The 24,188-nt window shown below is 73.5% G+C and carries 21 protein-coding genes and 1 pseudogene; 10 read left to right on the top strand and 12 right to left on the bottom strand.

The features are described 5' to 3' along the window. Nucleotide 1: 1 nt before the first annotated feature. Entirely contained in the window at nt 2-2,029 is a 2,028-nt protein-coding gene (locus AB0C96_RS20635) for a DUF5107 domain-containing protein (protein WP_362919116.1), read from the top strand. A gap of 64 nt (nt 2,030-2,093) precedes the next feature. Here AB0C96_RS20635 and AB0C96_RS20630 read toward each other — a convergent pair whose 3' ends face one another. Continuing rightward, nucleotides 2,094-3,422: an aldehyde dehydrogenase family protein gene (locus AB0C96_RS20630; RefSeq protein WP_362919115.1), complete on the bottom strand. Its 1,329-nt coding sequence runs from the start codon at nt 3,420-3,422 to the stop codon at nt 2,094-2,096. Nucleotides 3,423-3,486: 64 nt separating this feature from the next. Between AB0C96_RS20630 and AB0C96_RS20625 the strand changes: the two genes are divergently transcribed. Together AB0C96_RS20625 and AB0C96_RS20620 are read left to right on the top strand one after the other, a co-directional pair. Further along, the gene (locus tag AB0C96_RS20625) at nt 3,487-4,143 is read left to right on the top strand and encodes a TetR/AcrR family transcriptional regulator (protein ID WP_362919114.1); all 657 of its coding nucleotides are present in this window, start codon (nt 3,487-3,489) and stop codon (nt 4,141-4,143) included. Nucleotides 4,144-4,228: 85 nt separating this feature from the next. Further along, on the top strand, nt 4,229-5,152 hold the full coding sequence (locus AB0C96_RS20620; RefSeq protein ID WP_362919113.1) for an NADP-dependent oxidoreductase: 924 nt from the start codon (nt 4,229-4,231) through the stop codon (nt 5,150-5,152). A gap of 20 nt (nt 5,153-5,172) precedes the next feature. Here AB0C96_RS20620 and AB0C96_RS20615 read toward each other — a convergent pair whose 3' ends face one another. The 3 genes from AB0C96_RS20615 to AB0C96_RS20605 form a co-directional block, all read right to left on the bottom strand. Beyond that, nucleotides 5,173-5,532 (bottom strand): VOC family protein, encoded by a 360-nt coding sequence (locus AB0C96_RS20615; protein WP_362919112.1) that lies wholly within the window; start codon nt 5,530-5,532, stop codon nt 5,173-5,175. A 132-nt stretch (nt 5,533-5,664) separates the two neighbouring features. Continuing rightward, nucleotides 5,665-6,480 carry a class I SAM-dependent methyltransferase gene (locus tag AB0C96_RS20610; protein WP_362919111.1) on the bottom strand — a complete coding sequence of 272 codons (816 nt, stop codon included), beginning with the start codon at nt 6,478-6,480 and terminating at the stop codon, nt 5,665-5,667. Between the two features lie 110 nt (nt 6,481-6,590). Then, a complete protein-coding gene (locus AB0C96_RS20605; protein ID WP_362919110.1) occupies nt 6,591-8,075 on the bottom strand; it encodes a phosphatase PAP2 family protein in 1,485 nt (494 codons plus the stop codon). Between the two features lie 47 nt (nt 8,076-8,122). Between AB0C96_RS20605 and AB0C96_RS20600 the strand changes: the two genes are divergently transcribed. The 6 genes and pseudogenes from AB0C96_RS20600 (at nt 8,123) to AB0C96_RS20575 (ending at nt 14,551) form a co-directional block, all read left to right on the top strand. Continuing rightward, a complete protein-coding gene (locus tag AB0C96_RS20600; RefSeq protein WP_362919109.1) occupies nt 8,123-8,569 on the top strand; it encodes a GNAT family N-acetyltransferase in 447 nt (148 codons plus the stop codon). 126 nt (nt 8,570-8,695) lie between these two features. Then, nucleotides 8,696-9,898: an aminotransferase class I/II-fold pyridoxal phosphate-dependent enzyme gene (locus tag AB0C96_RS20595; protein ID WP_362919108.1), complete on the top strand. Its 1,203-nt coding sequence runs from the start codon at nt 8,696-8,698 to the stop codon at nt 9,896-9,898. A gap of 237 nt (nt 9,899-10,135) precedes the next feature. Continuing rightward, nucleotides 10,136-10,779, top strand: a pseudogene (locus tag AB0C96_RS20590) (hypothetical protein); the annotation flags it as partial. A gap of 84 nt (nt 10,780-10,863) precedes the next feature. Then, nucleotides 10,864-12,267 carry an amino acid permease gene (locus AB0C96_RS20585; RefSeq protein ID WP_362919107.1) on the top strand — a complete coding sequence of 468 codons (1,404 nt, stop codon included), beginning with the start codon at nt 10,864-10,866 and terminating at the stop codon, nt 12,265-12,267. A gap of 747 nt (nt 12,268-13,014) precedes the next feature. Then, on the top strand, nt 13,015-14,007 hold the full coding sequence (gene rfbB, locus AB0C96_RS20580) for a dTDP-glucose 4,6-dehydratase (RefSeq protein ID WP_362919106.1): 993 nt from the start codon (nt 13,015-13,017) through the stop codon (nt 14,005-14,007). Nucleotides 14,008-14,170: 163 nt separating this feature from the next. After that, on the top strand, nt 14,171-14,551 hold the full coding sequence (locus AB0C96_RS20575; RefSeq protein WP_362919105.1) for a nuclear transport factor 2 family protein: 381 nt from the start codon (nt 14,171-14,173) through the stop codon (nt 14,549-14,551). Nucleotides 14,552-14,561: 10 nt separating this feature from the next. Here the strand turns inward: AB0C96_RS20575 and AB0C96_RS20570 are convergent, their stop codons facing one another. Further along, nucleotides 14,562-15,377 (bottom strand): helix-turn-helix transcriptional regulator, encoded by an 816-nt coding sequence (locus AB0C96_RS20570; RefSeq protein ID WP_362919104.1) that lies wholly within the window; start codon nt 15,375-15,377, stop codon nt 14,562-14,564. 130 nt (nt 15,378-15,507) lie between these two features. Between AB0C96_RS20570 and AB0C96_RS20565 the strand changes: the two genes are divergently transcribed. Next, nucleotides 15,508-15,819, top strand: coding sequence for a 4a-hydroxytetrahydrobiopterin dehydratase (locus tag AB0C96_RS20565; RefSeq protein ID WP_362919103.1), 312 nt, complete (start codon nt 15,508-15,510; stop codon nt 15,817-15,819). 11 nt (nt 15,820-15,830) lie between these two features. On the opposite strand, the gene AB0C96_RS20560 is transcribed toward AB0C96_RS20565, so the two are convergent. From AB0C96_RS20560 to AB0C96_RS20530, 7 genes are all read right to left on the bottom strand, one after another. Beyond that, nucleotides 15,831-16,775, bottom strand: coding sequence for a YihY/virulence factor BrkB family protein (locus tag AB0C96_RS20560; RefSeq protein ID WP_362919102.1), 945 nt, complete (start codon nt 16,773-16,775; stop codon nt 15,831-15,833). A gap of 117 nt (nt 16,776-16,892) precedes the next feature. Next, a complete protein-coding gene (locus tag AB0C96_RS20555) occupies nt 16,893-17,966 on the bottom strand; it encodes a DUF1266 domain-containing protein (protein ID WP_362919101.1) in 1,074 nt (357 codons plus the stop codon). A gap of 182 nt (nt 17,967-18,148) precedes the next feature. Then, the gene (locus AB0C96_RS20550) at nt 18,149-18,940 is read right to left on the bottom strand and encodes a VOC family protein (RefSeq protein WP_362919100.1); all 792 of its coding nucleotides are present in this window, start codon (nt 18,938-18,940) and stop codon (nt 18,149-18,151) included. A 169-nt stretch (nt 18,941-19,109) separates the two neighbouring features. Continuing rightward, nucleotides 19,110-19,943, bottom strand: coding sequence for an aldo/keto reductase (locus tag AB0C96_RS20545; protein WP_362919099.1), 834 nt, complete (start codon nt 19,941-19,943; stop codon nt 19,110-19,112). Between the two features lie 14 nt (nt 19,944-19,957). Beyond that, entirely contained in the window at nt 19,958-20,983 is a 1,026-nt protein-coding gene (locus AB0C96_RS20540) for a hypothetical protein (RefSeq protein WP_362919098.1), read from the bottom strand. 136 nt (nt 20,984-21,119) lie between these two features. Continuing rightward, complete coding sequence (locus AB0C96_RS20535; protein WP_362919097.1) at nt 21,120-22,946, bottom strand: long-chain fatty acid--CoA ligase; 1,827 nt, start codon at nt 22,944-22,946, stop codon at nt 21,120-21,122. 266 nt (nt 22,947-23,212) lie between these two features. Continuing rightward, nucleotides 23,213-24,076, bottom strand: a complete 864-nt coding sequence (locus AB0C96_RS20530; RefSeq protein WP_362919096.1) for a LysR substrate-binding domain-containing protein — start codon at nt 24,074-24,076, stop codon at nt 23,213-23,215. Nucleotides 24,077-24,188: the final 112 nt, after the last annotated feature.

The raw sequence follows: 24,188 nt of genomic DNA, 5'->3' as shown, positions 1-24,188 counted from the left end.
CGTGGCCACGAGTGTGCGACGCACCACCCTGACCCTTCCCGCCGCCCCCCTCGGTCCGGACAACCCGCTCCCCGCCCTCCGCGCCGGCCACGACCTGCACCGCATCGAGGTCCCCCAGGACGCCGAACTGCCCGCCGACATGGCCCGCCAGATCGGCTACCGGCCGCTGCGGACGATCCTGCCGACCCGGATGCGCGACGGGTACGGCCGGACCCGCCGCAGCACCGACCTCGACGCCCTGGTCATCGAGAACGACCGGCTGCGCGCCACCGTCCTGCCCGGCCTCGGCGGTCGGGTGCACTCGCTCTACCACAAGCCCACCGGACGGGAACTCCTCTACCGCAACCCGGTTGTGCAGCCCGCCGCCTTCGCCCTCAACGGCGCCTGGTTCTCCGGCGGCATCGAATGGAACGTCGGCGCCACCGGCCACACCACCCTCGCCTGCGCCCCGTTGCACGCCGCCCGCGTCCCGGCACCGGACGGCGGCGAGATGCTGCGGCTGTGGGAGTGGGAGCGGCTGCGCGACCTGCCGTTCCAGGTGGACCTCTGGCTGCCGGAGGGCTCCGACTTCCTGTACGTGGGCGTGCGGATCCGCAATCCGCACCACCACGCCGTCCCGGTCTACTGGTGGTCCAACATCGCGGTCCCCGAGGCGGCGGGCAGCCGCGTCCTGGTCCCCGCCGACGAGGCCTGGCACTTCGGCTACGAGCGCACCCTGCGGCGCGTCCCGGTCCCGGAGTACGACGGTGCGGACCGCACGTACCCGCTGCGCAGCGAGTTCCCGGCGGACTACTTCTACGAGGTGCCGGACGGCGCCCGCCGCTGGATCGCCTCGCTCGACGAGGACGGCCGGGGCCTGGTGCAGACCTCCACCGATGCGCTACGCGGCCGCAAGCTCTTCCTGTGGGGCGCCGGGCGGGCCGGGCGGCGCTGGCAGCAGTGGCTCACCGAGCCGGGCACCGGCGGCTACGCCGAGATCCAGGCCGGGTTGGCCCGTACGCAGTTGGAGCACCTGCCGCTCGACGGCGGCGGCGCGTTCAGCTGGCTGGAGGCGTACGGGCCGCTGACGGCCGATCCGGCGACGGTGCACGGTACGGACTGGGCCGCGGCCCGCGGTGCGGTCGCCACCCGGCTGGCGGAGGCGCTGCCCCGGGCCCGGGTCGACGCGGCCTACGCCGCCTGGCTGCCGTACGCCGACCAGGAGCCGAAGGAGTCACTGGCCACCGGCTCCGGTTGGGGTGCGCTGGAGGCCGCCAGGGCCGGGCTCGATCTGCCCGGTACGCCGTTCGACGCGGCCACCCTCGGCCCGGAGCAGGAGCCCTGGTTGACGCTGCTGCGGACCGGGGACCTGCCGGCCCGGGGGCCGGTGCCCGGTGCGGCGTCCACCGCAGCGCCCTGGCGCGATCTGCTGGAGTCCGCCCCGCCGGGCCCGGCCACCGAGTACCACCTCGGCCTCGCCCAGTGGCACGCCGGCGACCGTGCGCAGGCCGTCCGCAGCTGGGAGCGGGCGCTGCGGCACGACGCCGGTGCACTGCCGCTGTACTGCCTGGCCGTCGCCGAGTCCATGGCGGGCGAGCCGGTGCGCGCCGCCGACCGGTACGCGGAGGCCTGTGCCGCGGCGGCGGAGGCGGCCGCGGCGGAGGGCCCAGACGGGCGTGCCGGGCGTGCGGTGCACTCCGCCCTCGTCCGCGAGGCGGTGCCCGCGCTGCTCGCGGCCGGCCGGACCGAGCACGCCGCGGAGCTGCTGGCGGGCCTGCCGCAGGCCGAACTGGCCGACGGACGCTGCCGGTTGCTGACCGCGCAGGTGCTGCTCGCCCAGGGGCGCCCGGCCGAGGCCAGGGCGGTCTTCGAGGCCGGCTTCGAGCTCGCCGGTCTGCGCGAGGGCGACGAGACGCTCAGCGACACCTGGTACGCCATCGCCGAGCGGCTGCTCGCGGCCGGTGGGCCGGTTACCGACCGGGTACGCGCCCGCGCCCGGTCCGAGCACCCCCTCCCGGGGCGGTACGAGTACCGGATGCGGCCGGCGTGACGGGCGTGAGGGGCGTGACCGGCGTGAGGGGCGTGACCGGCGGCCCGTGCCCCGTTGCCCTCGGTCACCCCAGCGGCTTGTCCAGCACGGCCCTGGTGTGACTGAAGGTCTCCAGCGAGTACTCGCCGTGGTAGCGCCCCATCCCGCTCTCGCCCACGCCGCCGAACGGCAGGTCGGGCGCGGTGAGATGGGCCACCGGCAGGCCGAAGGTGAGTGCGCCGGAGGAGGTCTCGGTCAGCAGCCGGTGCTTGGTCTCGGCGGAGTCGGTGAACGCGTACAGCGCCAGCGGCTTGTCGCGGTCGTTGATGAACGCGATCGCCGCGTCCAGGTCGGGGACGGCCACGATCGGCAGGATCGGGCCGAAGATCTCCTCCTGCATCACCGGGGCGTCGGGGGAGACCTCGGCGAGGACGGTGGGGGCCAGGTAGCGGTCGGCGCGGTCGTGGGTGCCGCCGATGACGGTACGGCCGCTGTCGAGGAGCGCGGTCAGCCGGTCGAAGTGGCGCTCGTTGACGATCCGTCCGTACTCGGTCGCGCCGGCCGGATCCGCTCCGTAGGCCTCGCGTACGGCCTCGGCGAGGTGCGGCTCGATGTCGCGGGCGGTGTCGCCGATCGCCAGCACGTAGTCGGGGGCGACGCAGGTCTGGCCGGCGTTGAGGAACTTGCCAGTGGCCAACCGCCGCGCGGCCGCGGCCAGATCGGTGCCGGGGTCGAGGACGACCGGGCTCTTGCCGCCCAGCTCCAGCGTGACCGGTGTCAGGTGCCGGGCGGCGGCCGCCATCACGATCCGGGCGACGGTGCCGTTGCCGGTGTAGAAGATGTGGTCGAAGCGCTGGGCCAGCAGAGCGGTGGTCTCGGGGACGGCGCCCTCCACGACGGCCACCGCGTCGGCGTCCAGATGGCGCGGCAGCAGCCGGGCGAGCGCGGCCGAGGTCGCGGGGGCGAGTTCGCTGGGCTTGACGACGGCGCAGTTGCCCGCGGCGAGCGCGCCGACGAGGGGGGCCAGCGCGAGCTGTAGCGGGTAGTTCCAGGGCGCGATCACCAGGACGACGCCGAGCGGTTCGCGGACGACCTGCGCGGTCGCCGGGAGCAGCCGCTCGGGCAGCTCCGCGGGCCGGGGCGCCAGCCAGTCGTCGAGGTGGTCGAGGGTGTGGTCGATCTCGTTGAGGGTGAAGCCGATCTCGGTGCGGTAGGCCTCCTCGGGGCCCTTGCCGAGGTCGGCGGCGAGCGCGGCGAGGAGTTCGTCGCGGTGCTCGGTGAGCAGGGTGCGCAGGGCCGTCAGCTGGCCGCGCCGCCACTCGGTGGAGGCGGTGCGGCGGGTGGCGAAGGTCGCGCGGAGCCGGGCGACGACGGCCGCTGCGTCCAGGTCCGGGGTGGTGGTGTGCGTTGCCATGACGCCGAGGCTACACGAAACGAAAATTTTTCGTTTCGTAATGCTGGCTCGGTAGACTCCCGGTGTGGGTGAACGTACCGAGAGCAACCAGACCGCGGCGGCCGGCCGGCCGCCCGCCCGTGGCCGCCCGCGGGACGCCGAACGCGACCGGGCCCTGCTGGAGGCCACCGTCCAGGTCCTCCAGGAGAGCGGCTACGGCGGCCTGACCACGGCCGCGGTCGCCAAACGGGCCGGGGTCTCCACCGCGACCCTCTACCGCCGTTGGCGCTCCAAGGAGGACCTGGTCGTGGGCACCGCCGTGCGCTGGGCGAGCGACCTCGGCCCGCAGCCGGACACCGGCAGCCTCGAAGACGACCTGGCCGCGCTGCTCCGGGACAAGGCCGAGACGCTGGAGGGGCCCGGCGGCCGGCTGCTGCACGTCCTGATCGGCGAGTCCGCGCACAACGAAGCGCTGGCCCGGGTACTGGACACCGCGATCATCGAGCCGGTCCGCGAACGGGCCGCCACCGTGGTGCGCCGGGCCGTCGACCGCGGCGACATCCCGCCGCTGGAGAACGCCCACGTACTGGCCGACCTGGTCGTCGGGTCGATGGTCAGCCGGCTGTTCCTGACCCCCGACGCGGCGCACCGGGCCGCTGCGGACGGCCCCTCCTCCGGTGCGGCGGCGATCCACGAGCTCCTGCCGTTCCTGCTGCGTGCCCTGGGGGCGCAGCCGCGCTGAGTCGGGCCGGGTGCGGCGGTAGGCCGATCCGGTGATCCCGCCGGCGTCCGGAATGCGCACGGGCCGTTCGGTGTTGCGCCAGACCATGAAGGCAATCAGCGCGAAGAGCTACGGCGGACCCGAGGTCCTCGAATACACCGACCTGCCCGACCCGAAGGTGAGCCCCGACGCGGTCCTGATCCGGGTGAAGGCGGCCGGGGTCAACCCCGTGGACTGGAAGGTCCTCGCGGGCTACCTCGACCCGATGATGGACGTGCACTTCCCGCTCATCCCCGGGTGGGACGTGGCGGGCGTGGTCGAGGCGGTCGGCGCCGACGCCACCGAATTCGGGGTCGGTGACCACGTCATGGGCTACGTCCGCAAGGACGCGGTCCAGCACGGCACTTACGCGGAGCTGGTCGCCGCACCGGTCCGGACCCTGGCCCACAAGCCCGCCGCACTCGACTGGCTACAGGCGGCCGGGCTCCCGTTGGCCGGCCTGACGGCGTATCAGTCGATCGAGCGGGTCGGCACCCGGTCCGGCGAGACGACGCTGGTGCACGCCGCGGCCGGTGGTGTCGGCTCGCTCGCCGTCCAGATCCTGGTCGCCCGGGGCGCCCGCGTCATCGGCACGGCCAGCGAGCGCAACCACGACTTCCTGCGCTCCCTGGGCGCCGAGCCGGTCACCTACGGCGACGGCCTCGCCGAGCGGGTGCGGGCGCTGGCACCCGAAGGGATCGACGTGGCCCTGGACTTCGTCGGCGGCGGCGTCGTGGAGGTCTCGCAGGAGCTGCTCAAGGACCGCAGCCGGGTGGTGTCCATCGCCGACGGCGAGGTCGAGGCGAAGGGCGGCCACCTGGTGTGGGTGCGCCCGGACACCGCCGACCTGGCCGCGCTCGGCACGCTGGCGGACGCCGGAAAGCTGACCGTGCCGGTCGACGCGGTCCTCCCGCTTCCGCAGGCCGCCGAGGCGCTCCGCCGCAGCCAGGAGGGCCGCGCCCGCGGCAAGATCGTCCTGGAGGTGTCCTGACCCCCGCCTGACGGCAACTCCTAGGAGGCGTCGGCCTGTTGCCGGTCCACGTACTCGAAGACCGAACCGTCCGGGTGTCGGGCCACGAGGTTGCGACCGATGGGCGTGGGCAGCGGGCCGGCGATGATCTCCGCGCCCACGGCCTGTAGATCGGCCAGGGCTTCGTCCACGTCCTTCACGGCGAGGGTCGCGGTGATCTTCCGCAGCACCGACAACTCCGCCTCGGGGCCGCTCATCAGGAAGAAGCACCCGACGGCCGCCACCGCCACCCCGCCGCGCTGGAAGCGGATCGCCTCGGCACCGGTCAGCCGTTCGTAGACGTCGATCGCGGCATTGAGATCACCGACGCACACCCGCAATGAGGTTCCCAGAATGTCCATACGGACAACCCTAGTTGGGCGGACCGGGGGGTGCGATCACTTGGCGGCGATCGCACCGGATCGCGCGGCGCGCACGGTGTGCGAGGGGCCAACGCGCGGGCGGGGCCGGGCGGTTGCCCGTCGACGCAGGTTTCAGACCCGGCACAGGATCTCACCGTGCAGCACGACGAACCAGCCGTCCTCCTCGCTGCCCCAGGCCCGCCAGGCCTGCGCGATCCGGTCCAGTTCGTCCGGCGTGGCGTGCCCGCCCTCCACCGCGATCCGCGGGTACGAGGAGCTGACCGTGCGGTCCGCCCACAGCTCGCTCCACCAGGCGCGCTCCTGCGGGGTCCGGTAGCACCAGGTGCCGGCGGAGGCGGTGATCGCCTCCGGGGCGAAGCCGGCCCGGCGGGCCCAGGCGTGCAGCCGCCGCCCGGCGTCCGGCTCGCCCCCGTTGGCCCGGGCCACCCGCTGGTACAGGCGCTGCCAGTCGGTCATCCCCGGGCTCTCCGGATACCACGTCATGGCCGAGTAGTCCGAATCGCGGACGGCGACGATGCCGCCGGGTTTGGCGACCCGGCGCATCTCGCGCAGCGCCTGAACGGGGTCGCCCACGTGTTGCAGCACCTGATGGGCGTGCACCACGCAGAACGTGTCGTCGGGGAAGTCCAGCGCGTGGACGTCGCCGACCGCGAAGCGGACGTTGGTCAGGCCCCGCGCTTCGGCGGTGGCACGCGCCTGTGCCAGCACCTCCGGTGCCCGCTCCAGGCCGGTGACCTGTCCGTCCGGGACCAGGGCGGCCAGATCGGCGGTGATGGTGCCCGGGCCGCAGCCGACGTCCAGGACCTGCATGTGCGGCTTCAGTGAACCCAGCAGGTAGCCGGCCGAGTTGGCAGCGGTGCGCCAGGTGTGGGAGCGCAGTACGGACTCGTGGTGGCCGTGGGTGTAGACGGCGGTCTCCTGCGGCATGGGCGGCTCTCCTTCGCGCGCTGCGGCTGGTGCTCCCACCGTACGCCGTCGTCTCGAAACATGAGAGTGGCGTCTCATGATGTGGTCGAGAAGGGGGGTCGCCGCCGGCGTCACTGGTCGGGCAGAAGCCGATACACCGTCAGCGCCTCGCGCTCCTTCTCCACCGTCAACTCGCCCGAGCAGGACGCCACTTCACCGTCGTAGGCGACCGTCGCCCCCTCCGGCAGCCCGCCGATCCGCAGTCGCGACAGCCGCGCCTCGCCGAGCACCGGAGTGCTGCGCGGGGTACCGGTCAGTGCCGCCGCGAGCAGCCGGGTACGCGCCAGCCGACCGCCGTGCACCACCCGGACGTCGAGCACCCCGTCCGCCAGGTCGTGCCGCCGCACCGGCGCCAACCCCAGCCCCCGGTACTGGCAGTTGCCGACGAACAGCAGCCACACCGAGCGCGGCTCGCCGTTGATCCGTACGCTCAGCGGCTCCGCGGTGCGCAGCACCTCCCACGCCGCGAGCACCCCGGCCGGCCAGGCGCCGATCCGGTGTGCCCACCGCTCCCGGATCCGCACCAGCTCCGGATAGACGCCCACCGAGAACGTGTTGAGGAAGCGCCGCCCCGCCAGCCGCGGATCGCCGCGGAAGCGCGCCAGGTCCACCGCGACGGCCTCACCGCTCTCCACGGCCCGCGCCGCCGCCGCACTCGTCTCGATGCCCAGGTCGTACGCGAAGTGGTTCAGGGTGCCGCCGGGCAGCACCGCCAGCGGCAGCCCGTGCCGCACCGCGACCACCGCCGCCGCACTGACCGTGCCGTCCCCGCCGAGCACCCCCAGCGCACCGCCCAGCCCCCGGGCCCGTTCGGCCGCCTCGTCGAGCGCCTCGTCCAGCCGCCGCCCGTCCGGCCCGCCGCACTCCAGCACCTCCGCGTGCGGCAGTACCCCGTGCACCTCCGCGGTCCGGTCCTGGCGGGCGCCGCCGCGCTGCCCCGAGCCCTGGTTCGCCACCACCACCAGCCCCCGGCCGCCGGGCAGGGCCGGCGCCTGCGCGCGCGGCCGGGCCGGCGGCGCCATCAGGGCACGGGTCGGCGCGAACCCCCGCACCGCGAACGCCGCGCCCGCCCCCAACGCGGCACCCGCCAGCACATCACCCGGATAGTGCACCCCCGTATAGACGCGGGAGAACGCCACCGAGGCGGCGACCGGTGCCAGCGCCAGACCCCACCACTTGTTCTCGAAGGCGACCCCGGTCGCGAACGCCACCGCCGAGGCCGCGTGCCCGGACGGGAAGGAGGAGGTGAACGGCTGGTGGGTCAGCTGCCGCACCACGGGCACCGCATCCAGCAGCGGGCGCCGACGGCGCACCGAGCGCTTGCCCAACGTGTTCACCGTCGCCGACGCCACGGCCAACGAGGCCACGCCGCGCAGCGCGGCCCGACGGACCGGTCGTCCGCCCAGTGCGGCCGCGCCGGCCGCGAGGCCCAGCCACAGCAGCCCGTGATCGGCGCTGCGGGTCAGCCGGGGCAGCACCCGCTGCGCGCCCGGCCACTCGCGGGTGGCCACCACGTGGAAGATCCGCCGGTCCAGGTTGGTCAGTAGCGATCGCATGGGCCTCCTTGTACCCCGCGGGCGCGGATCCGTGCTTTCCTCCCCTGGTGATCAGGAGACGACGGGACACCGACCTCGACGCCTGTGTGGCAGCCCTGTCCCAGGTGCACGCCCACAGCGGCTATCCGTACCACTGGCCGGACGACCCGGCACGCTGGCTGACCCCCGACGGACTGACCGCCGCATGGGTCGCCGAGGCGGACGGCCGGGTCGTCGGCCATGCGGCGCTCTGCGGACGCGAGGCCAGCCGCCTCTACGTCGCGCCTGCCGCACGCGGCGCCGGTCTCGGCGGCCGGCTGCTGCACGCCGTCGAGGAGGCGGCCGCCGCCCGCGGGCTCACCCCCGTCCTTGCGGTGAAGACCACCGACACCGCCGCCATCGCCCTCTACGAGCGGCGGGGCTGGCGGCGCCGCGTCACCGAGCGGCAGGAGTGGGGCGCCGGCGAGGTGGTGACCGTGCACCACTACGAGGCGATGGCGCGCTCGGGCCATTGAGCGCCCGTCTTTGACGCCCGCTGACGTGTCGCCCCCGGGGCCCACCCCGGGATCTGCCAAGGTGGTCGGGGCCGCCGTCCTGTGCTGGGCCCACGATCGACCCACCGTCGTGCAGTGGAGGTACGGATGCAGCGGACCGCCCCGGATCCACGGCCGGATCCGCCGGTGGGCCTGCCGGTCCTCCCGGACCTCGCCGCACACCTCTCGGCGGCGGCCGGCCGCACCGAGGCCGAACCGCTGGGCGGCGCCGCCGCGCTGCGCACCGCGGCCTGCGGGTACTGGGCGCGCCGTGGCCTGGAGACCGCCCCCGAGCAGGTCCTCGCCGCACCCGGGGTGACCGCGCTGCTGCTCGCGCTGTACGCCGTCGCGGACGGCGCGGTGGTGCTGCCACGGCCCTGCTCCGCGTCGTACGCGCCACCGGCCAGACTGCTCGGGCGGCCGGTGCACTACGCACCCGTACCGGCGGAATCGGGCGGGCTGCCGGATCCGTTCGCGCTGCTGGAGACCGTCCGCCGGGCCCGGATGCACGGCGACAGCCCGCGGGTGCTGGTGCTGTCCGTCGCCGACGACCCGACCGGCACCTGCCCGGCTCCCGAACAGCTGCACGAGGTCTGCGAGGCGGCGGCCGAGGAGGGGCTGTGGGTGCTCAGCGACGAGACGCGCCGCGACCTGCTGCACGATCCGCACGACACCGTCGTGCTCAGTCCCGTCGAGATACTGCCCGAAGCGGTCGTGGTCCTCACCGACCTGCGGGCCTCGCTCACCCCCGCCTCCTGGCCCGCCGCGCTCGCCCGCTTCCCCGGCACCGACCGGGGCGCCGTCCTGCGGACCGCGGCACTGGACGCGCTCGTCGGCCTCGGGGTGCCGCTGCCGGGGCCGATCGCCTGCGCCGTCACGCATGCGCTCGGCGAGCCCGACACCGTGCGCGCCAGGACCGCCGCCGTCGCCCGGGTCTACGGCGCGCTCGCCGCGGCGCTCCACCACACCGTCACCGAGGCCGGCGGCCTCTGCCGCCCGCCGCGCGCCGGCAGCCACGTCTACGCCGACCTCGAACCGCTGCGGCGGCCGCTGGCCGCCCACGGCATCGTCGAATCCACTGCGCTGGAACGGCGGTTGGCGCCCTGGGCGGCGCGCGGTGGACACCGCTTCGGCGACGACCCGGGAGCCCTGCGGGTGCGCCTCGGCGCGGAGGCGCTGCTGGGCACCGGACAGGAGCTGCGGCAGCGCGTCCTCGACGCCTCGGACCCCCTCGAACTCCCGCACATCACCGAGGTGTTGACCGCCCTGTCGCGCGTGCTCTCCGAGCTCACGGCACCCGTGGACGGCTGAACCACCGGCCCTCGCGGGCGCTGCCGGCTCCCTGCCCCGCGCCGCCCCGAACCCGCCCCGGTCCCGTCGACCGATGGGAGCCCCGCGATGGCCGAACAGACCGAGCGCTCCTTCGCCGACAGCCCGCCGACACCGACCGGCGCCGGTACGCCGAGCCCGGCCCGCGCGGCCCTGCACCGGCCGGAGGAACCGCGGACCCACGGCTCCCCGCAGGGCCCCGACCCGGCCTCCCAGCCGTCCCACCCGATCGTGCTGGCCTCCGGGAACCTCGGCCCGGTGTCCTTCCCCGACGTGCCCGGCCGGCTCACCCGCGATGAGCTGGACCGCCGGCACCCAGCCCTGCTCGGCACCCTCGCCAACCACCCAGCCATCGGCTTCCTGCTCGTCCGCTCCGCCGCGCTCGGCCAGGTGGTGCTCGGCCCGGACGGTGCCGAGCACCACCTGGCCACCGGCCGGATCGTCGGCAGCGACCCGTTGGCCCCCTTCGGTGACGGCGCGGCGGCGGTGCGCCGCACCGACGGCTTCCGGACCGTCGCCGACCTCGTGATCACCTCTGCATGATCAACTCCGCCTACGGCCCGGCGACCGGCGCGGTGCACGCCTTCGAGGAACAGATCGGCTCGCACTGCGGGCTGGGCGGCACCCAGAGCCACCCCTTCCTGCTCTGGCCCACCGAGCTGACCCCGCCGGCCCCGGACGGTGCCCCGCTGGCCGGCGCGGAACAGGTGCACCGGGTCCTCCGGCGCTGGCTGCGGGAGGCGGGCGGCCGCCCGCCGGCCCACGGCCCGTCCGGAGCGACCACGGACGAACTCCGGTCCAAGGCCGCCCGGCCCGAAGGTTTTTCACCGTCGGACCATGCCCCACCGGACAAATCCCACTGATTTTGGCGGGGGCTGCCGATCACGGACGATGGGCGGGCTCGGTAACCCCGGGTGCACAGCGCACGACGAGAGGCCCACCACGCCATGAACGACCGGCACACCCGCCGCTTCGGTCTAGGGACCGCCACCTGCCTGGTGATGGGCAACATCATCGGCGGCGGCATCTTTCTCCTACCGGCCTCCGTCGCCCCCTTCGGCACCGTCAGCCTGCTCGCCTTCGGCGTGCTGACCGTCGGTGCGGTCGCCCTCGCCCTGGTCTTCGGCCGGCTCGCCGAACGCCACCCCGACACCGGCGGCCCCTACGTCTACGCGCGCGAGGCGTTCGGCGACTTCGCCGGCTTCCTCTCCGCCTGGTCGTACTGGACCATGACCTGGGTCAGCAACGCGGCCCTCGCGGTCGCCGCCGTCGGCTATGTGCACGTCCTCCTCCCCGGCCACGCCTCGGCAGGGACGGACCTCGTGGTGGCCCTCGGCACGCTCTGGCTGCCGGCCCTCGCCAACTTCGCCGGCACCCGCTACGTGGGCGCCGTCCAACTGGTCTCCACCGTCCTGAAGTTCATCCCGCTGCTGTTCATCGCCGTGGTGGGCCTGTTCTTCTTCGACCCGCACAACCTCGGCTCGTTCCACACCGGCAACGGCAGCGCCGTCGGCGGACTGTCCGCGGCCGCCGCGATCCTGCTCTACTCCTACGTGGGCGTGGAGTCGGCCGCGATGAGCGCCGGCGAGGTCCGCGACCCGGAGCGCAACGTCGGCCGGGCCACCGTCCTCGGCACCGTCGGCGCCGCCGTGGTCTACCTCCTGGGCACCCTGGCGGTCTTCGGCACCGTCGCGCACGACAAGCTGGTCGCTTCCAAGGCGCCGTTCTCCGACGCCGTCGACGCGATGTTCGGCGGCCACTGGGGCGGCACGCTGGTCGCCGGCGCGGCCGTGGTCTCGATCGTCGGCGCGCTCAACGGCTGGACCCTGATGAGCGCCCAGTCACCGTACGCCGCCGCCAAGGACGGCCTGTTCCCCGCGGCGTTCCTGACCAAGCGGCGCGGGGTGCCGACCTTCGGGGTGCTGGCGGCCGGCGTCCTCGCCAGCGCCCTGACCGTCGTCAACTACCTCCTCGGCACCGGCGGCGTCTTCGAGGTCCTCGTCCTGATCACCACGTTCTCGGCGACCGTGCCCTACCTCCTCGCCGCCGGCGCCCAGGTCTACTTCCTGCTCACCGGTCGCCGCGACGAGGTCCGCCCGGCCCGCTTCGCCCGCGATCTGACCCTCGCCCTCGTCGCCTTCGGCTTCACCTTCTGGCTCGTCGCCGGCGCCGGCTACGCCGCGATCTACCAGGGCGTGCTGTTCCTCTTCGCCGGCATCCTCGTCTACGCCTGGATGGCGGCGCGGCGCACCGCACGGGCCGTCCCGCCGGCCGCCGAGGCCCGCACCGGCCACGTACACGCCGAATCCGCCCTGGTGGACGAGGAGGAACGCCAGCGCCTTCCCGGGTGACAGCACCAGGAACAGGGCGCACAGATACAGCGTGAGGTGCGCCAGCAACAGCACCGCCTCCGTCCCCCAGCGTTGCAGGGTGGGGGAGCGGAGCGCCCGGATCCCCGCCAACCGCAGCCGGACGCCCTCCAGCGCGAGCAGCGGAAGGAACAGCCGCCCCCGCGGGCGCCCGGCGAACGGCCGGGACGGCCCCGCGGCCGGCTCCACCCGGCGGCGACCGGCCCGGTCCCCGAGCCGCTGCTCCCGCCACCAGCCGTACGACACCCCCACCCCGAGGTTGCCGCACAGCCGGCCGACCGTCCCGCCCGGCCACCGCCGACCTGCCGCCCTCCGGTGCGGCACGTCCCGGGCGACCAGCGCGGCCTGCCCGTACACCCATGCCAGGAACCCGGCCACCGCCGGCTGCCACCAGCTGTCACCCAGCACGAAGAACCCCGCCCAGCCCCCGGCGTACGCCGCACCCAGCAGTGAGAGCCGCACCGCAGCAGGACCGGGCCGGTACCTCGCACGCGTCGTCATACCACCGAGTCTTCCGACCCGGCCCCGCCCACGACAGCCGGTACGCCCCCATGGCCGGACGGGGGGCCGCCGGTGGACGACGGTGGGGCTGGCTCCACCACGACAGGTGGCGGCCCCACGGACACCGGGAACCGAGGGCCGGGTCGGCCTCCGCCCCACCCGAGGTGAAAGCCTTGGCCCCACTGACCGAAACCAGCCACCCCGACGGAGAGGACGGAGCGGATTCCCATGCGCCTGCTGGTCACCGGTGCCGCCGGATTCATCGGATCCCACTACGTGCGCAGCCTGCTCACCGGCGCCTACCCCGCCGCCACCGACGTCCGGGTCACCGTGCTCGACAAGCTCACCTACGCCGGCAACCCGGCGAACCTGGCACCGGTCCGTGACCACCCCGGCCTCACCTTCGTGCACGGCGACATCTGCGACGGTCCCCTCCTCGCCGACCTGCTGCCCGGCCACGACGCGGTGGTCAACTTCGCCGCCGAGACCCATGTCGACCGCTCCCTCAGCGGCCCCGACGCCTTCGTCCGCACCAATGTGCTCGGCACCCACACCCTGCTGGAGGCGGTGCGCCGCGCCGCGGTGCCGCGCCTCGTCCATGTCTCGACCGACGAGGTGTACGGGTCCATCGACACCGGCTCATGGACCGAGGAGAGCCCGCTGTTGCCCAACTCGCCCTACGCCGCCACCAAGGCGAGCGCCGACCTGCTCGTCCGCTCCTACGCCCGCACCCACGGGCTGGACGTGAGCATCACCCGCTGTAGCAACAACTACGGGCCGTACCAGTACCCCGAGAAGGTCATCCCGCTGTTCGTGACCAACCTGCTCTCCGGCGGCACGGTCCCGCTCTACGGCGACGGCCGCAACGTCCGCGACTGGCTGCACGTCGACGACCACTGCCGGGGCATCCACCTCGTCCTGGAACGGGGCCGCCCCGGCGAGATCTACCACATCGCGGGCGGCGAGGAACTCACCAACCGCCGGCTGACCGAACTGCTGCTGGACGCCTGCGGAGCCGGTCCCGACCGCATCCGCCACGTTCCCGACCGCCCCGGCCACGACCACCGCTACGCCCTCGACGACCACAAGCTTCGCACGCTCGGCTACGCCCCCCAAGTGCCGTTCCCCACCGGCCTGCTGCACACCGTCGCCTGGTACCGCGCCAACCCCGACTGGTGGCAACCACTCCGCCACGGGGACACCGGGCCGGCCGCGCCCTGAGGGGACCCGGCGGTGTGACCGGGGGCCGCCATTACCTCTCACGTAATCGACCCCCACCCCGTCGCCCGGCAGGCTAAGGGCATCGGTTCACGGGCCGGCGCACTCCGGCCCGTGGGCCGGGTGTGAATTCTGGTTGCCGGAAGAGGCAGTACGAGGAGGGGTCATGACGGAGCAGCAGGAGCAGTACACGGTGGCGGTGGAGCGGTACTTCGAGGCGTGGAACGCGACCGAGGAGGAGGCGCTCGGCAAGGCCGTCGCGGCGGCGTTCGACGAGCAGGCCAGGTACACCGACCCGCTGGTCGACGTGGCCGGGCACGAGGGGCTGGCGGCGGCGATCGCCGGGGTGCACACGCAGTTCCCCGGGTTTGTGTTCCGGCCTCTGGGGGACGTCGACGGGCACCACGACATCGTCCGTTTCGGCTGGGAGCTGGTGAACGAGGCGGACGGGTCCGCACCGGTGGCCGGGTCCGACGTGGTGCGGCTGGGGGAGGACGGGCGGATCCGGTCCGTGCTGGGGTTCCTGGACCGGGTGCCCGGGCAGTGAGCGCCTTCCCTTACGGGGCCGGCTTCCGTAGGTAGGCGACCGTTTCCGGGTCGGCGGGGAGGAAGGTCTCCACCGCCAACTCGGAGACGGTCACGTCCATGGGGGTGTTGAAGGTGGCGATGGTCGAGATGAACGACAACACCGTGCCGTCGTGTTCGATCACCATCGGGAGCGCGAAGGGGGCGTGGCCGGCGACGGAGGCCCGCTCCCGGCCGCCCGGTGGCAGGGGGTAGCCGGTCACCTCGTCGTAGAGGGCGCGGAGCGGTGCCGACCGGGCCAGGGCCAGCTGGCGTTCCATCTGGTGCATCAGGTGGGAGCGCCACTCCCGGTAGTTGCGGATGCGCGGTGCCAGGCCGTCCGGGTGCATGGTGATCCGCATGGCGTTCAGGGGCGGCCGGAGGAGGGACGGGGCGATGCCCTCCAGCAGCATGCTGATGCCGCGGTTCGCGGCCTGGACGTTGTACACCCCGTCCACCACCAGCGCGGGAAACGGCTCGTAGCCGGTCAGCAGCCGCTCCATACCGGAGCGCAGGGCGTCCATCGACGGGTCGTCCAGCGGGGTCTCGGGGAAAGTGGGGGCGTAGCCGGCCGCGATCAGCAGGGCGTTGCGTTCCCGCATCGGGACGTCCAGGTGCTCGGCGAGCCGCAGCACCATGTCCTGGCTGGGCCGGGAGCGGCCGGTCTCGATGAAGCTGATGTGTCGGGCGGAGGAGTCGGCGCGCAGCGCCAGCTCCAACTGGCTGATCCGGCGGCGGTCGCGCCATGTGCGCAACAGCGCGCCCACGCCCGTACGCGTCTCCGGCGGGGCCACCACGGCAGTCGTCATGGTGACGACGGTAGTCGATGGGCCGTTACGACGTACGATCGAATCGAAAGGTACCCAGGGACGCGGAAGGCCGGTTTCGGCGGTGGCGGCGGACGGGCGCGGCGCACGGCTCCGGCGGGAGGAGAACGGCATGAGCGACCAGGTGGAACCGCTCGGCGAGAAGGAGATCGAGGAGCGGCTCGCGGAGCTGCCCGGCTGGACCGCGGCGGACGACCGGCTACAGCGCAGCTACGCCTTCGCCGGGCATCTGCCGGCTGCGGTGATGGTCATGCACATCGCCCGGATCCAGGAGGAGCTGGGGCACCACGCCGATCTGACGCTGGGCTACAACCGGCTCTCCGTCGCGGTCAACACCCACAGTGTCGGCGGCCGGATCACCCACCTCGACATCGAACTGGCCCGCCGCATCGAGGAGATCGCCCCGGCGCACGGCGCGCACTGAGCGGTGGCTCCTCAGTCGCCGGCGCGCGGCTTCACCACCCGCCCGGCCCGTGCCAGTTCGGCGTTGAACTGGGCGCCGCAGAGCAGCGACAGGTGGGAGAACCAGAGCCAGATCAGGAAGACCACCGGCCCCGCCAGCGACCCGTACAGGCGGTTGAAGGTGCCGACGTACGAGGCGTAGCCGGCGAAGGCGGCGGACGACACCAGCCACATGACGACGGCGAGCACCCCGCCGGGAACCGCCCGTCGCACACCGCGCGAGCTGGGCGGCCCGGAGCGGAACAGCACCATCGCCAGCACCGTGGCCAGCAGGAGGAGCAACGGCCACTTCAGCAGGTTCCAGGTGGCCTCGCCCGCGTCACCGAGCCCCAGCGCCCGACCCGCCCAGGCCGCGATCGGCCCGCTCACCAGCAGCGCCACCGCACTGCTGATCAGCAGCGCCATCAGCAGCAGCGCCGTCACCAGGATCCGCGGTGCCTTCCGCCACGGCGGCCGGTCGTCCTTCGTCCGGTGCATGGCGTGCAGCGCCCGGCGGAACACCGCCAGGTAGCTGCACGACGACCACAGCGCGCTGGCCAGGGCACCGCCCACCACCACCCAGGCGGCGGTGTGCTGGTGGGACATGCTCACCAGCGCCCGGTGCACGGTCGGGCCCGACTCCGCCGGGGCGATCGCACTGATCTGGTTGATCAGCTGCTCGGTCGCCGACGGGTCGGCGAGCCCGATAAGCGACACCGTCACGATCAGCGACGGCAGCAGCGCCAGCACCGAGTAGTACGTCAGGCTCGCGGCCCAGTCCGTCACGTCGTCGTGCCACACGGACAGTGGCGTGCGGCGCAGCGCGGTGCGATACCGGGCCCACGCCGGCCGCGCGGGCGGTTCCCCCGGCCCGGCCGGGCCGGTCGTACGGTCCAGGAGCGTCCGGTCCGGCCCCCGGCGGGTACCGCTGTCGCCCATCTCGTCCCCGTCCTCTCCGTCGATACGTCGTGCATCATCCCTCGGTGACGGGACCGTACCGGCGGCCGCGTCACCCACACGGATGAGTGGCCGATCGCCGCGGGCGCACTCCGCCCGTCAGACGAAGGGCAGCACCCGCCACGGGGAGGACGGGTCCTGGGTGAGGACGCGGTGGAGGTGCACGGCCGCCGCGTACTGCGGCCCGAACCACCCGCTGTCGAACGCCAGCAGCCGGCCCAGCAGATAGCCCGCGGCGTACTCCTCCCACGAGCCGTAGACCTCCCGGGCCCGTGCGCCGATCCGCTGGACGGCCTGCTCGGCCTGCTGCGGCGCGCACAGCCGGGCGCCCAGGCCCCAGCGGACCAGGCCGACGGCGTGTGCGTGGTCCAGCGCGAGCAGCGAAGCCACCCGGCCGTCGGCCGGCAGCAGCCCGTCCGTGCGGAGCCGCTCCTCGTACTGGGAGACGAGCTCGGGAACCTCCGGGGCGCCCCCGGCGGCCTGCTTCGGGTCCGCGCCCGCATCCGTGGCCGCCGCATGCCGCGCGCGCAGCGCCGCCTCCGTGTCGGCCGGTACGAACTGCCCGCCGAGCAGCTGGTCCAGGCGCTGCTGCCAGCTGACCGGGTCGGTCACCGACCACTGCTCACGGAGCGTCTCGGCGTCCGCGGCGTGGTCCAGGAAGGCGGTGCCGAGCTCGTTCCACGGCACGCTGTGGTGCACCGCGATCGGCGCGCCGCAGGCCAGCCCCTGTGCCACCGGGCCGTGCAGCGGACCGCCGAAGTGGGTGGCCAGCAACCCGCCGGGCCGCACGCCGACCTGGGCGCGGATCTGCATCCAGGCGGCGCGCTGCGCGGGGAACGCGGCCAGGTACGCGGCGCACGGCGTCCCGGGGTTGACCGCGAGCCGCCACTTGTCGTTCGGCCAGTCCTGCGCCAGTTCCTCCAACGAGGTCCGGTCGAAGAACTGCTGCGGCTGCCACGGCGGCAGCATGCCGCGCGTCAGGACCGGGATGCAGGTGCCGCCGGTCGCCGGATCCTCGTAGACCGGCAGCGGGTCCTGACCCGGCAGCGGCGCCGCCAGGTACAGGTCCTCGCCGGCGATCGCCGCGATCTGTCCGTTGACGTCACCTCGCGCCGTCGCTTCGCACAGCCGCCGCTCGGTGTCCGTCGGCGGCATCCATCCCGGAGTAGCCACGGGCCAAGACCCTACGGTCACCTGGTCGGGGACGGGAAGTTGGGGTTGCCGGGCCGGCCGGTCCCCGGTGTCGCGCCCGGCCGTCACCGGCGCCGGCCCTCGTCCGTGACGCCGCACCAGGCGCCGCCGCCCCCCCCGTAGGGTCTTTGTCGGCGGGCGTCCTGGGGCCGGCGGGCGTGCGGTCAGCCCGCGTCCATCGGCTTGGGATTGATCACGGCGAAGGTCGCGCCCTGCGGGTCGGTCACCACGGCCATCCGACCGGCCATCATGTCGAACGGCTCCTGGAGCGCCGCGCCGCCGCCCGCGGTCACCTTCGCCACGGTCGCGTCGGTGTCCGCCACCGAGAAGTACGGCAGCCAGTGGGACGGCGTATCGGCCGGCATCTGCTCCGACATCGGCTGCATACCGCCCACCGGACGGTCGTTCACCTTGAGCGCGTAGTAGTTGTCGGCGCCCTCCACGGGCTCGCTCACGATGCCGAAGGCGGCCTGGTAGAAGGCGGAAGCGGCGGTCGGCTCGGTGGTGTTGAGCTCGTTCCAGATCAGCGCGCCGTGCTCGTTGACGATGCCGGCGCCCGGGAAGTCCACCGGCTGCCAGATGCCGAACACCGCTCCGGTGGGGTCTGCCGCGATGCACATCCGGCCGAGCGTCATCACGTCTATGGCGGGCATCAGGATCGTGCCGTCGGCGCCGGTGACCGCCTGTGACGTGGCGTCCGCGTCGGCGGATGCCAGGTAGGTGGTCCACACGGTCGGTGGCGGGGGCTGGCCGTTCATCGCCATGGCGGCCATGATGCCGGCCACCGGTTTGCCGTTCAGCTCGCACACCGCGTAGCCGCCGGTCTCGGCGGGCCCGATCTGCCCGGTCCAGCCGAAGACATCGGAGTAGAAGTCGATGGCGGCTTGCTGGTCAGGGGCGGCGAGATCGACCCAACAGGGGGTCCCGGGCTGATAGGGCGAGGTGACTTCGGGCATCGTGACCTCCTCGGTGGAGCACAGCGGGTCGTACGGTCCCCGGACGCGCCGCGGGGATCGCTCCGCACTCACCCTCCACACTTCCTGCGGTCCGCCGAGCCCGCCACTCGGGCCGCGCCGGCCCGGCGACGGCGCCGCCCGGACGAACCGGGCGGCGCCGCAGCGGTGGTCAGGCCATGTCGAAGGTGTCCGGGTCCGGGCCGAGCCGCTTGTCGGTGTGCAGTGCGGAGAGGGCGGCCAGGTCCGCGTCGTCCAGCGCGAAGTCGAAGACGTCGATGTTCTCGGCGATCCGCGAGGGGGTGACGGACTTGGGGATGACGATGTTGCCGAGCTGGATGTGCCAGCGCAGCACCACCTGGGCGGGGGTCTTGCCGTGCTTGGCGGCGAGCCCGGCGATCGTCGCGTCCGCCAGGAGGCCCTTGCCCTGGCCGAGCGGCGACCAGGCCTCGGTGGCGATGGAGTGCGAGGCGTGGAAGGCGCGGGCCTCGGGCTGCTGGAACTGCGGGTGCAGCTCGATCTGGTTGACGGTCGGCACGACGGAGGTCTCGCCCAGCAGCCGCTCCAGGTGGGCGGGCGTGAAGTTGGAGACGCCGATCGCCTTGGCACGGCCGTCCGCGTAGATCTTCTCGAAGGCCTTGTAGGTGTCGACGTATGTGTCACGGGCCGGGATCGGCCAGTGGATCAGGTACAGGTCGACGTACTCCAGGCCGAGCTTGGCGAGGGAGGCGTCGAAGGCGCGCAGCGTGGCGTCGTACCCCTGGTCGGAGTTCCACAGCTTGGTCGTGAGGAACAGCTCCTCGCGGGGGATGCCGGAGGCGGCGAGCGCCTTGCCGGTGCCCTCCTCGTTGCCGTAGATCGCCGCGGTGTCGATGCTGCGGTAGCCGGCGTTCAGGGCGTGGCCGACCGCGGTGGCCGCTTCGTCGTCGGGGACCTGCCAGACACCGAAGCCGAGCTGGGGCATGGCGATGCCGTTGTTGAGCGTGATGGACGGAACCTTGCTCACGGGGGATTCGATCCTTACGTCGACGTTCGTGTTCCAGCTCGTTCAACGATCATCCGTCGTGGTGCATTCCCACGCACGTCGATGCCGAGTTCGCCGAGGGTGAAGGCACCGGCGCAGAGCACGGTGAGCCCGGCGAACAGCTCCAGCGCACCGACCAGACCCGGCAGCCCGGCGGGGACCGCGGGGACGCCGGAGGAGAGGCCGCCGGAGGAGAGGCCGTCGGAGATGGCCTGGCCCAGCCACAGACAGCCCCCGCAGGCGAAGACCGCGGCGCCGCCCGTCCAGGCTGCCGCGAGCGCCGTCCGCACCCGGAGCCGGGGCAGCAGACCGGGGAGGACCATGAGCAGCAGCCCCACTGCGCCGACCAGCGACAGCAGCCCCTGGGACCAGTCGTTCGCCGCGCTGATGACCGTCCGGGCACCCGTCGCCTGCGCAGGGTCCGTGCCCAGCGTCGAGCCCGCACCCCACAGGACGTGGATGGTGCCGAGCACGGCGAGCAGCAGTGCGGCCGGTACGAGGAAGACGCGTTGCAGCGCCCGGGTGCCGGTGTTCGGCAGCTCACGCAGCGGGCGGCGCAGCAGGCCGCCCCAGCGCTGGTGGACGTAGACCGCGAAGGCGCCCAGCAGGGCGATGGCCTCCACGATGAAGCCGCCGTAGACGACCCCGAAGACCCACGGTGCGAGGAAGTCGCCGGCGGCCATCGGGTTGCGGCTGCCGGTGAGCAGTCCGGCGAGGCTGCCGCCCACCACGCCCGTGAGCAGCGGGACGAGCAGCCCGGACGCCATCCACAGCGGGAACAGCAGCAGCCATGCCGGGGTCCGCCGGCCGCCCGGGCGGGTGAGGGTGTGGGCCACCACCGCCGCGACGGCGTCGAGCGCGAAGGTGAAGGCGTTGGCCGCGACCCAGGTGGCACGGTCGACGCGGTGGGTGTCGACGACACCGATGTCGAAGCCCAGCACCCACAGCAGCTTCAGGGCGAGGTACGGCAGGCAGGCGAGGACCGCGAGCCGGCCGAGGAGGGTGAGACGACGAGAGTCCATGCCCCGCAGCCTTCCGGGCGGCGGACCGGCGCACGTCGGACCGCGGGGCGATCCGGCTCCGCCGCACGGGGGAGGGCGCTGTGTGTCGGTGTCGGTGCCGGCGCCGACACCGGGCGGCGGAGGCCCGGCCCGCTCCTCACCCCTGGTAGAGCGCGTCCACCTCCACCGAGTACGCCGCCTCGATCGCCTTGCGCTTGAGCTTCAGCGACGGTGTGAGCAGCCCGTGCTCCTCGGTGAACTGGTTGGCCAGTATCCGGAACGTGCGGATCGACTCGGCCTGGGAGACCAGGGTGTTGGCGGCGACGACCGCACGCCGGATCTCGGTCTCCAGGTCGGGGTCGCGCACCAGGTCCGACGGCGGCATCTCCGGCTTGCCGCGCATGGCCAGCCAGTGCGCGACCGCCTCCGGGTCCAGGGTCACCAGCGCGGCGATGAACGGCCGGTCGTTGCCGACGACGATGCACTGGGCGACCAGCGGATGCGCCCGCACCCGCTCCTCCAGCCCGACCGGCGAGACCGTCTTGCCACCGGAGGTGACCAGGACCTCCTTCTTCCGGCCGGTGATCGTCAGATAGCCGTCCTCGTCGAGGGCGCCCAGGTCACCGGTGGAGAACCAGCCGTCGTGCAGCACGGCGTCGGTCGCCTTGGGGTCGTTGTGGTAGCCCTGGAAGACCTGGCCCCCGTAGAGCCAGATCTCGCCGTCCTCCGCGATGTGCACGGTGGTGCCGGGGATGGGTGTGCCGACGGTGCCGAAGCGGGTCCGCTCGGGCGGGTTGGCGGTGGCGGCCGCGGTGCTCTCGGTCAGGCCGTAGCCCTCGAAGATCCGCACGCCGGCGCCGGCGAAGAACAGCCCCAGCCGGCGCTCCATCGCGGAACCGCCGGACATGGCGTACCGCATCCGGCCGCCCATCGCCGTGCGGACCTTGCTGTAGACCAGCTTGTCGAAGACCTGGTGCTGCATCCGCAGCGCGGCGCTGGGCCCGGAGCCGGTGCCGAACGCCTTGTTCTCCTGCGCCTCGGCGTAACGGACCGCGATATCCACGGCCTTGTCGAACGGCCCGACCTTGCCCTCCGCCTCCGCCCTGCGCCGGGACGCGGCGAAGACCTTCTCGAAGATGTACGGCACCGCCAGGATGAACGTGGGCCGGAAGGTCTGGAGGTCGGGCAGCAGCGCACGGGCCGCGAGCTCGGGCTGGTGGCCCAGCTTGACCCGGCCGCGGACCGCGGCGACCTGCACCATCCGCCCGAAGACGTGGGCCAGCGGCAGGAACAGCAGCGTCGCCGCCTCGTCGCCCGGCTTCGAGGTGAAGACCGTCTCGTACCGCATGACGATGTTGTCGGCCTCGGCCATGAAGTTGGCGTGGGTGATCACACAGCCCTTGGGGCGGCCGGTGGTGCCCGAGGTGTAGATGATCGTCGCGGTGGCGTCCGGGGTGACGGCCATCCGGTGGCGGTGCACCACGTCGTCGTCGATGTGCGCGCCGGCCGCGGTCAGCTCGGCCACCGGATCGGCGTCCAGCTGCCAGAGCTTGCGCAGCTGCGGAAGCCGGTCGATGACCGAGCCGACGGTCATCGCATGGTCCTCGTGCTCGACCAGGCACGCCGAGACGTCCGCGTTGTGCAGCATCCAGAAGACCTGCTCGGCCGACGAGGTCGGGTACAGGGGGACGGACTGCGCACCGATCGACCAGAGGGCGAAGTCGAACAGGGTCCACTCGTAGCGCGTGCGGGACATGATGCCGATCCGGTCGCCGAACCGGACGCCCTGCGCGAGCAGGCCCTTGGCCAGGGCGAGGACCTCGTCACGGAACTGCGCGGCGGTGACGTCCTGCCAGTTGCCGGCGTCGTCCTTACGCGCGAGAGCGATGTGATCGGGGTCGGCTTCGGCGTTGTCGTAGACCGCGTCCGCCAGCCCGCCGACCCGGGGCGCGGTCGCCAAAGGCGGGACGGTGAACTCGCGCAATGACCCAGCTCCTCGTGGTGTTGCTCACAAGGCCGCGACCGTACCCCACGGCGACGACATCCGGCAGTGCGCTACCACGGCGCGAATGCGCTCCAACGGGAACTGGCCAACGAGTCAAATCGGGTCACATCGGTGAAGCGTGGACATGATCCGGGCGCTTCTACGCCGTACGATCACGCTGCCGGGACCATATCTGCACCAAATCTCTGCACCCGGCATCGGAAGGGGCGCCGGGCGCCGGACCGGCTCCGCGCTGCGAGTGCCCCCTACGTGAGCTGTAGTCGGTCACCGCCCGCCAGGATCGCGTCGGCCAGCGCCTCCGCCGGGCCCCGCGCCGCGCGGTTGCGCTCCCCGTGGAGGAGGGCGAAGTCCACCCCGCCCAACTCCGGCAGCCCGGCGCGCGACGAGAGTTGGACCAGACCTGGCGGAATCATGCCCCTTGCATGTGCCATAACGCCCAGACCTGCCCGGGTTGCCGCGATCAGACCGTTCAGGCTCCCGCTGGTGCAGGCGATCCGCCACTGACGGCCCTGTCGCTCCAGCGCCTCCAGCGCACGGGCCCGGGTCACCGCCGGCGGCGGGTAGACCACCAACGGGACCGGACGCTCCGGATCCAGCCGCAGCCGCTCGGTGCCCACCCACACCAGCCGGTCGCGCCACACCAGCCGGCCGCGGGACTCCTCCGGCCGCCGTTTGGCCAGGACGAGATCGAGCCGCCCGGCCGCCAACAGCTTGTGCAGGGTGCCCGACAGCTCGACGGTCAGCTCCAGATCGACCTCGGGGTGCTCCCGGCGGAACCCCTCCAGGACCTCCGGCATCCGGGTCAGCACGAAGTCCTCGGAGGCGCCGAAGCGGAGCCGGCCGCGCAGCCGGGTGCCCCCGAAGAAGCTCGCGGCCCGCTCGTTCGCCTCCAGGATGGTGCGCGCGAAGCCGAGCATCGCCTCGCCGTCCTCGGTCAGCTCCACGCCATGGGTGTCCCGCGCGAACAGCCGCCGCCCGGCGGCCTCCTCCAGCTTCCGTACGTGCTGGCTCACGGTCGACTGCCGCAGCCCCAGCCGCTGGGCGGCCTGCGTGAAGCTCAGGGTCTGCGCCACCGCGAGGAAGGTGCGCAGCTGCGTCGGATCGAACACGACCCCTCCTGCCACGGCGTGCCGCCCGCGCCCCGCGCGGGCACGGTCCGCACGCCCATTGCAGATCATGATGACAGTGACCACGGTAAGCGGGGTTCCCGATCGCCGCACC

The organism is Streptomyces sp. NPDC048506, from assembly GCF_040651315.1.
GTDB lineage: Bacteria > Actinomycetota > Actinomycetes > Streptomycetales > Streptomycetaceae > Streptomyces.
The sequence above is the reverse complement of the archived record's forward strand: the minus strand, read 5'-3'. Positions and strand labels throughout refer to the sequence as shown.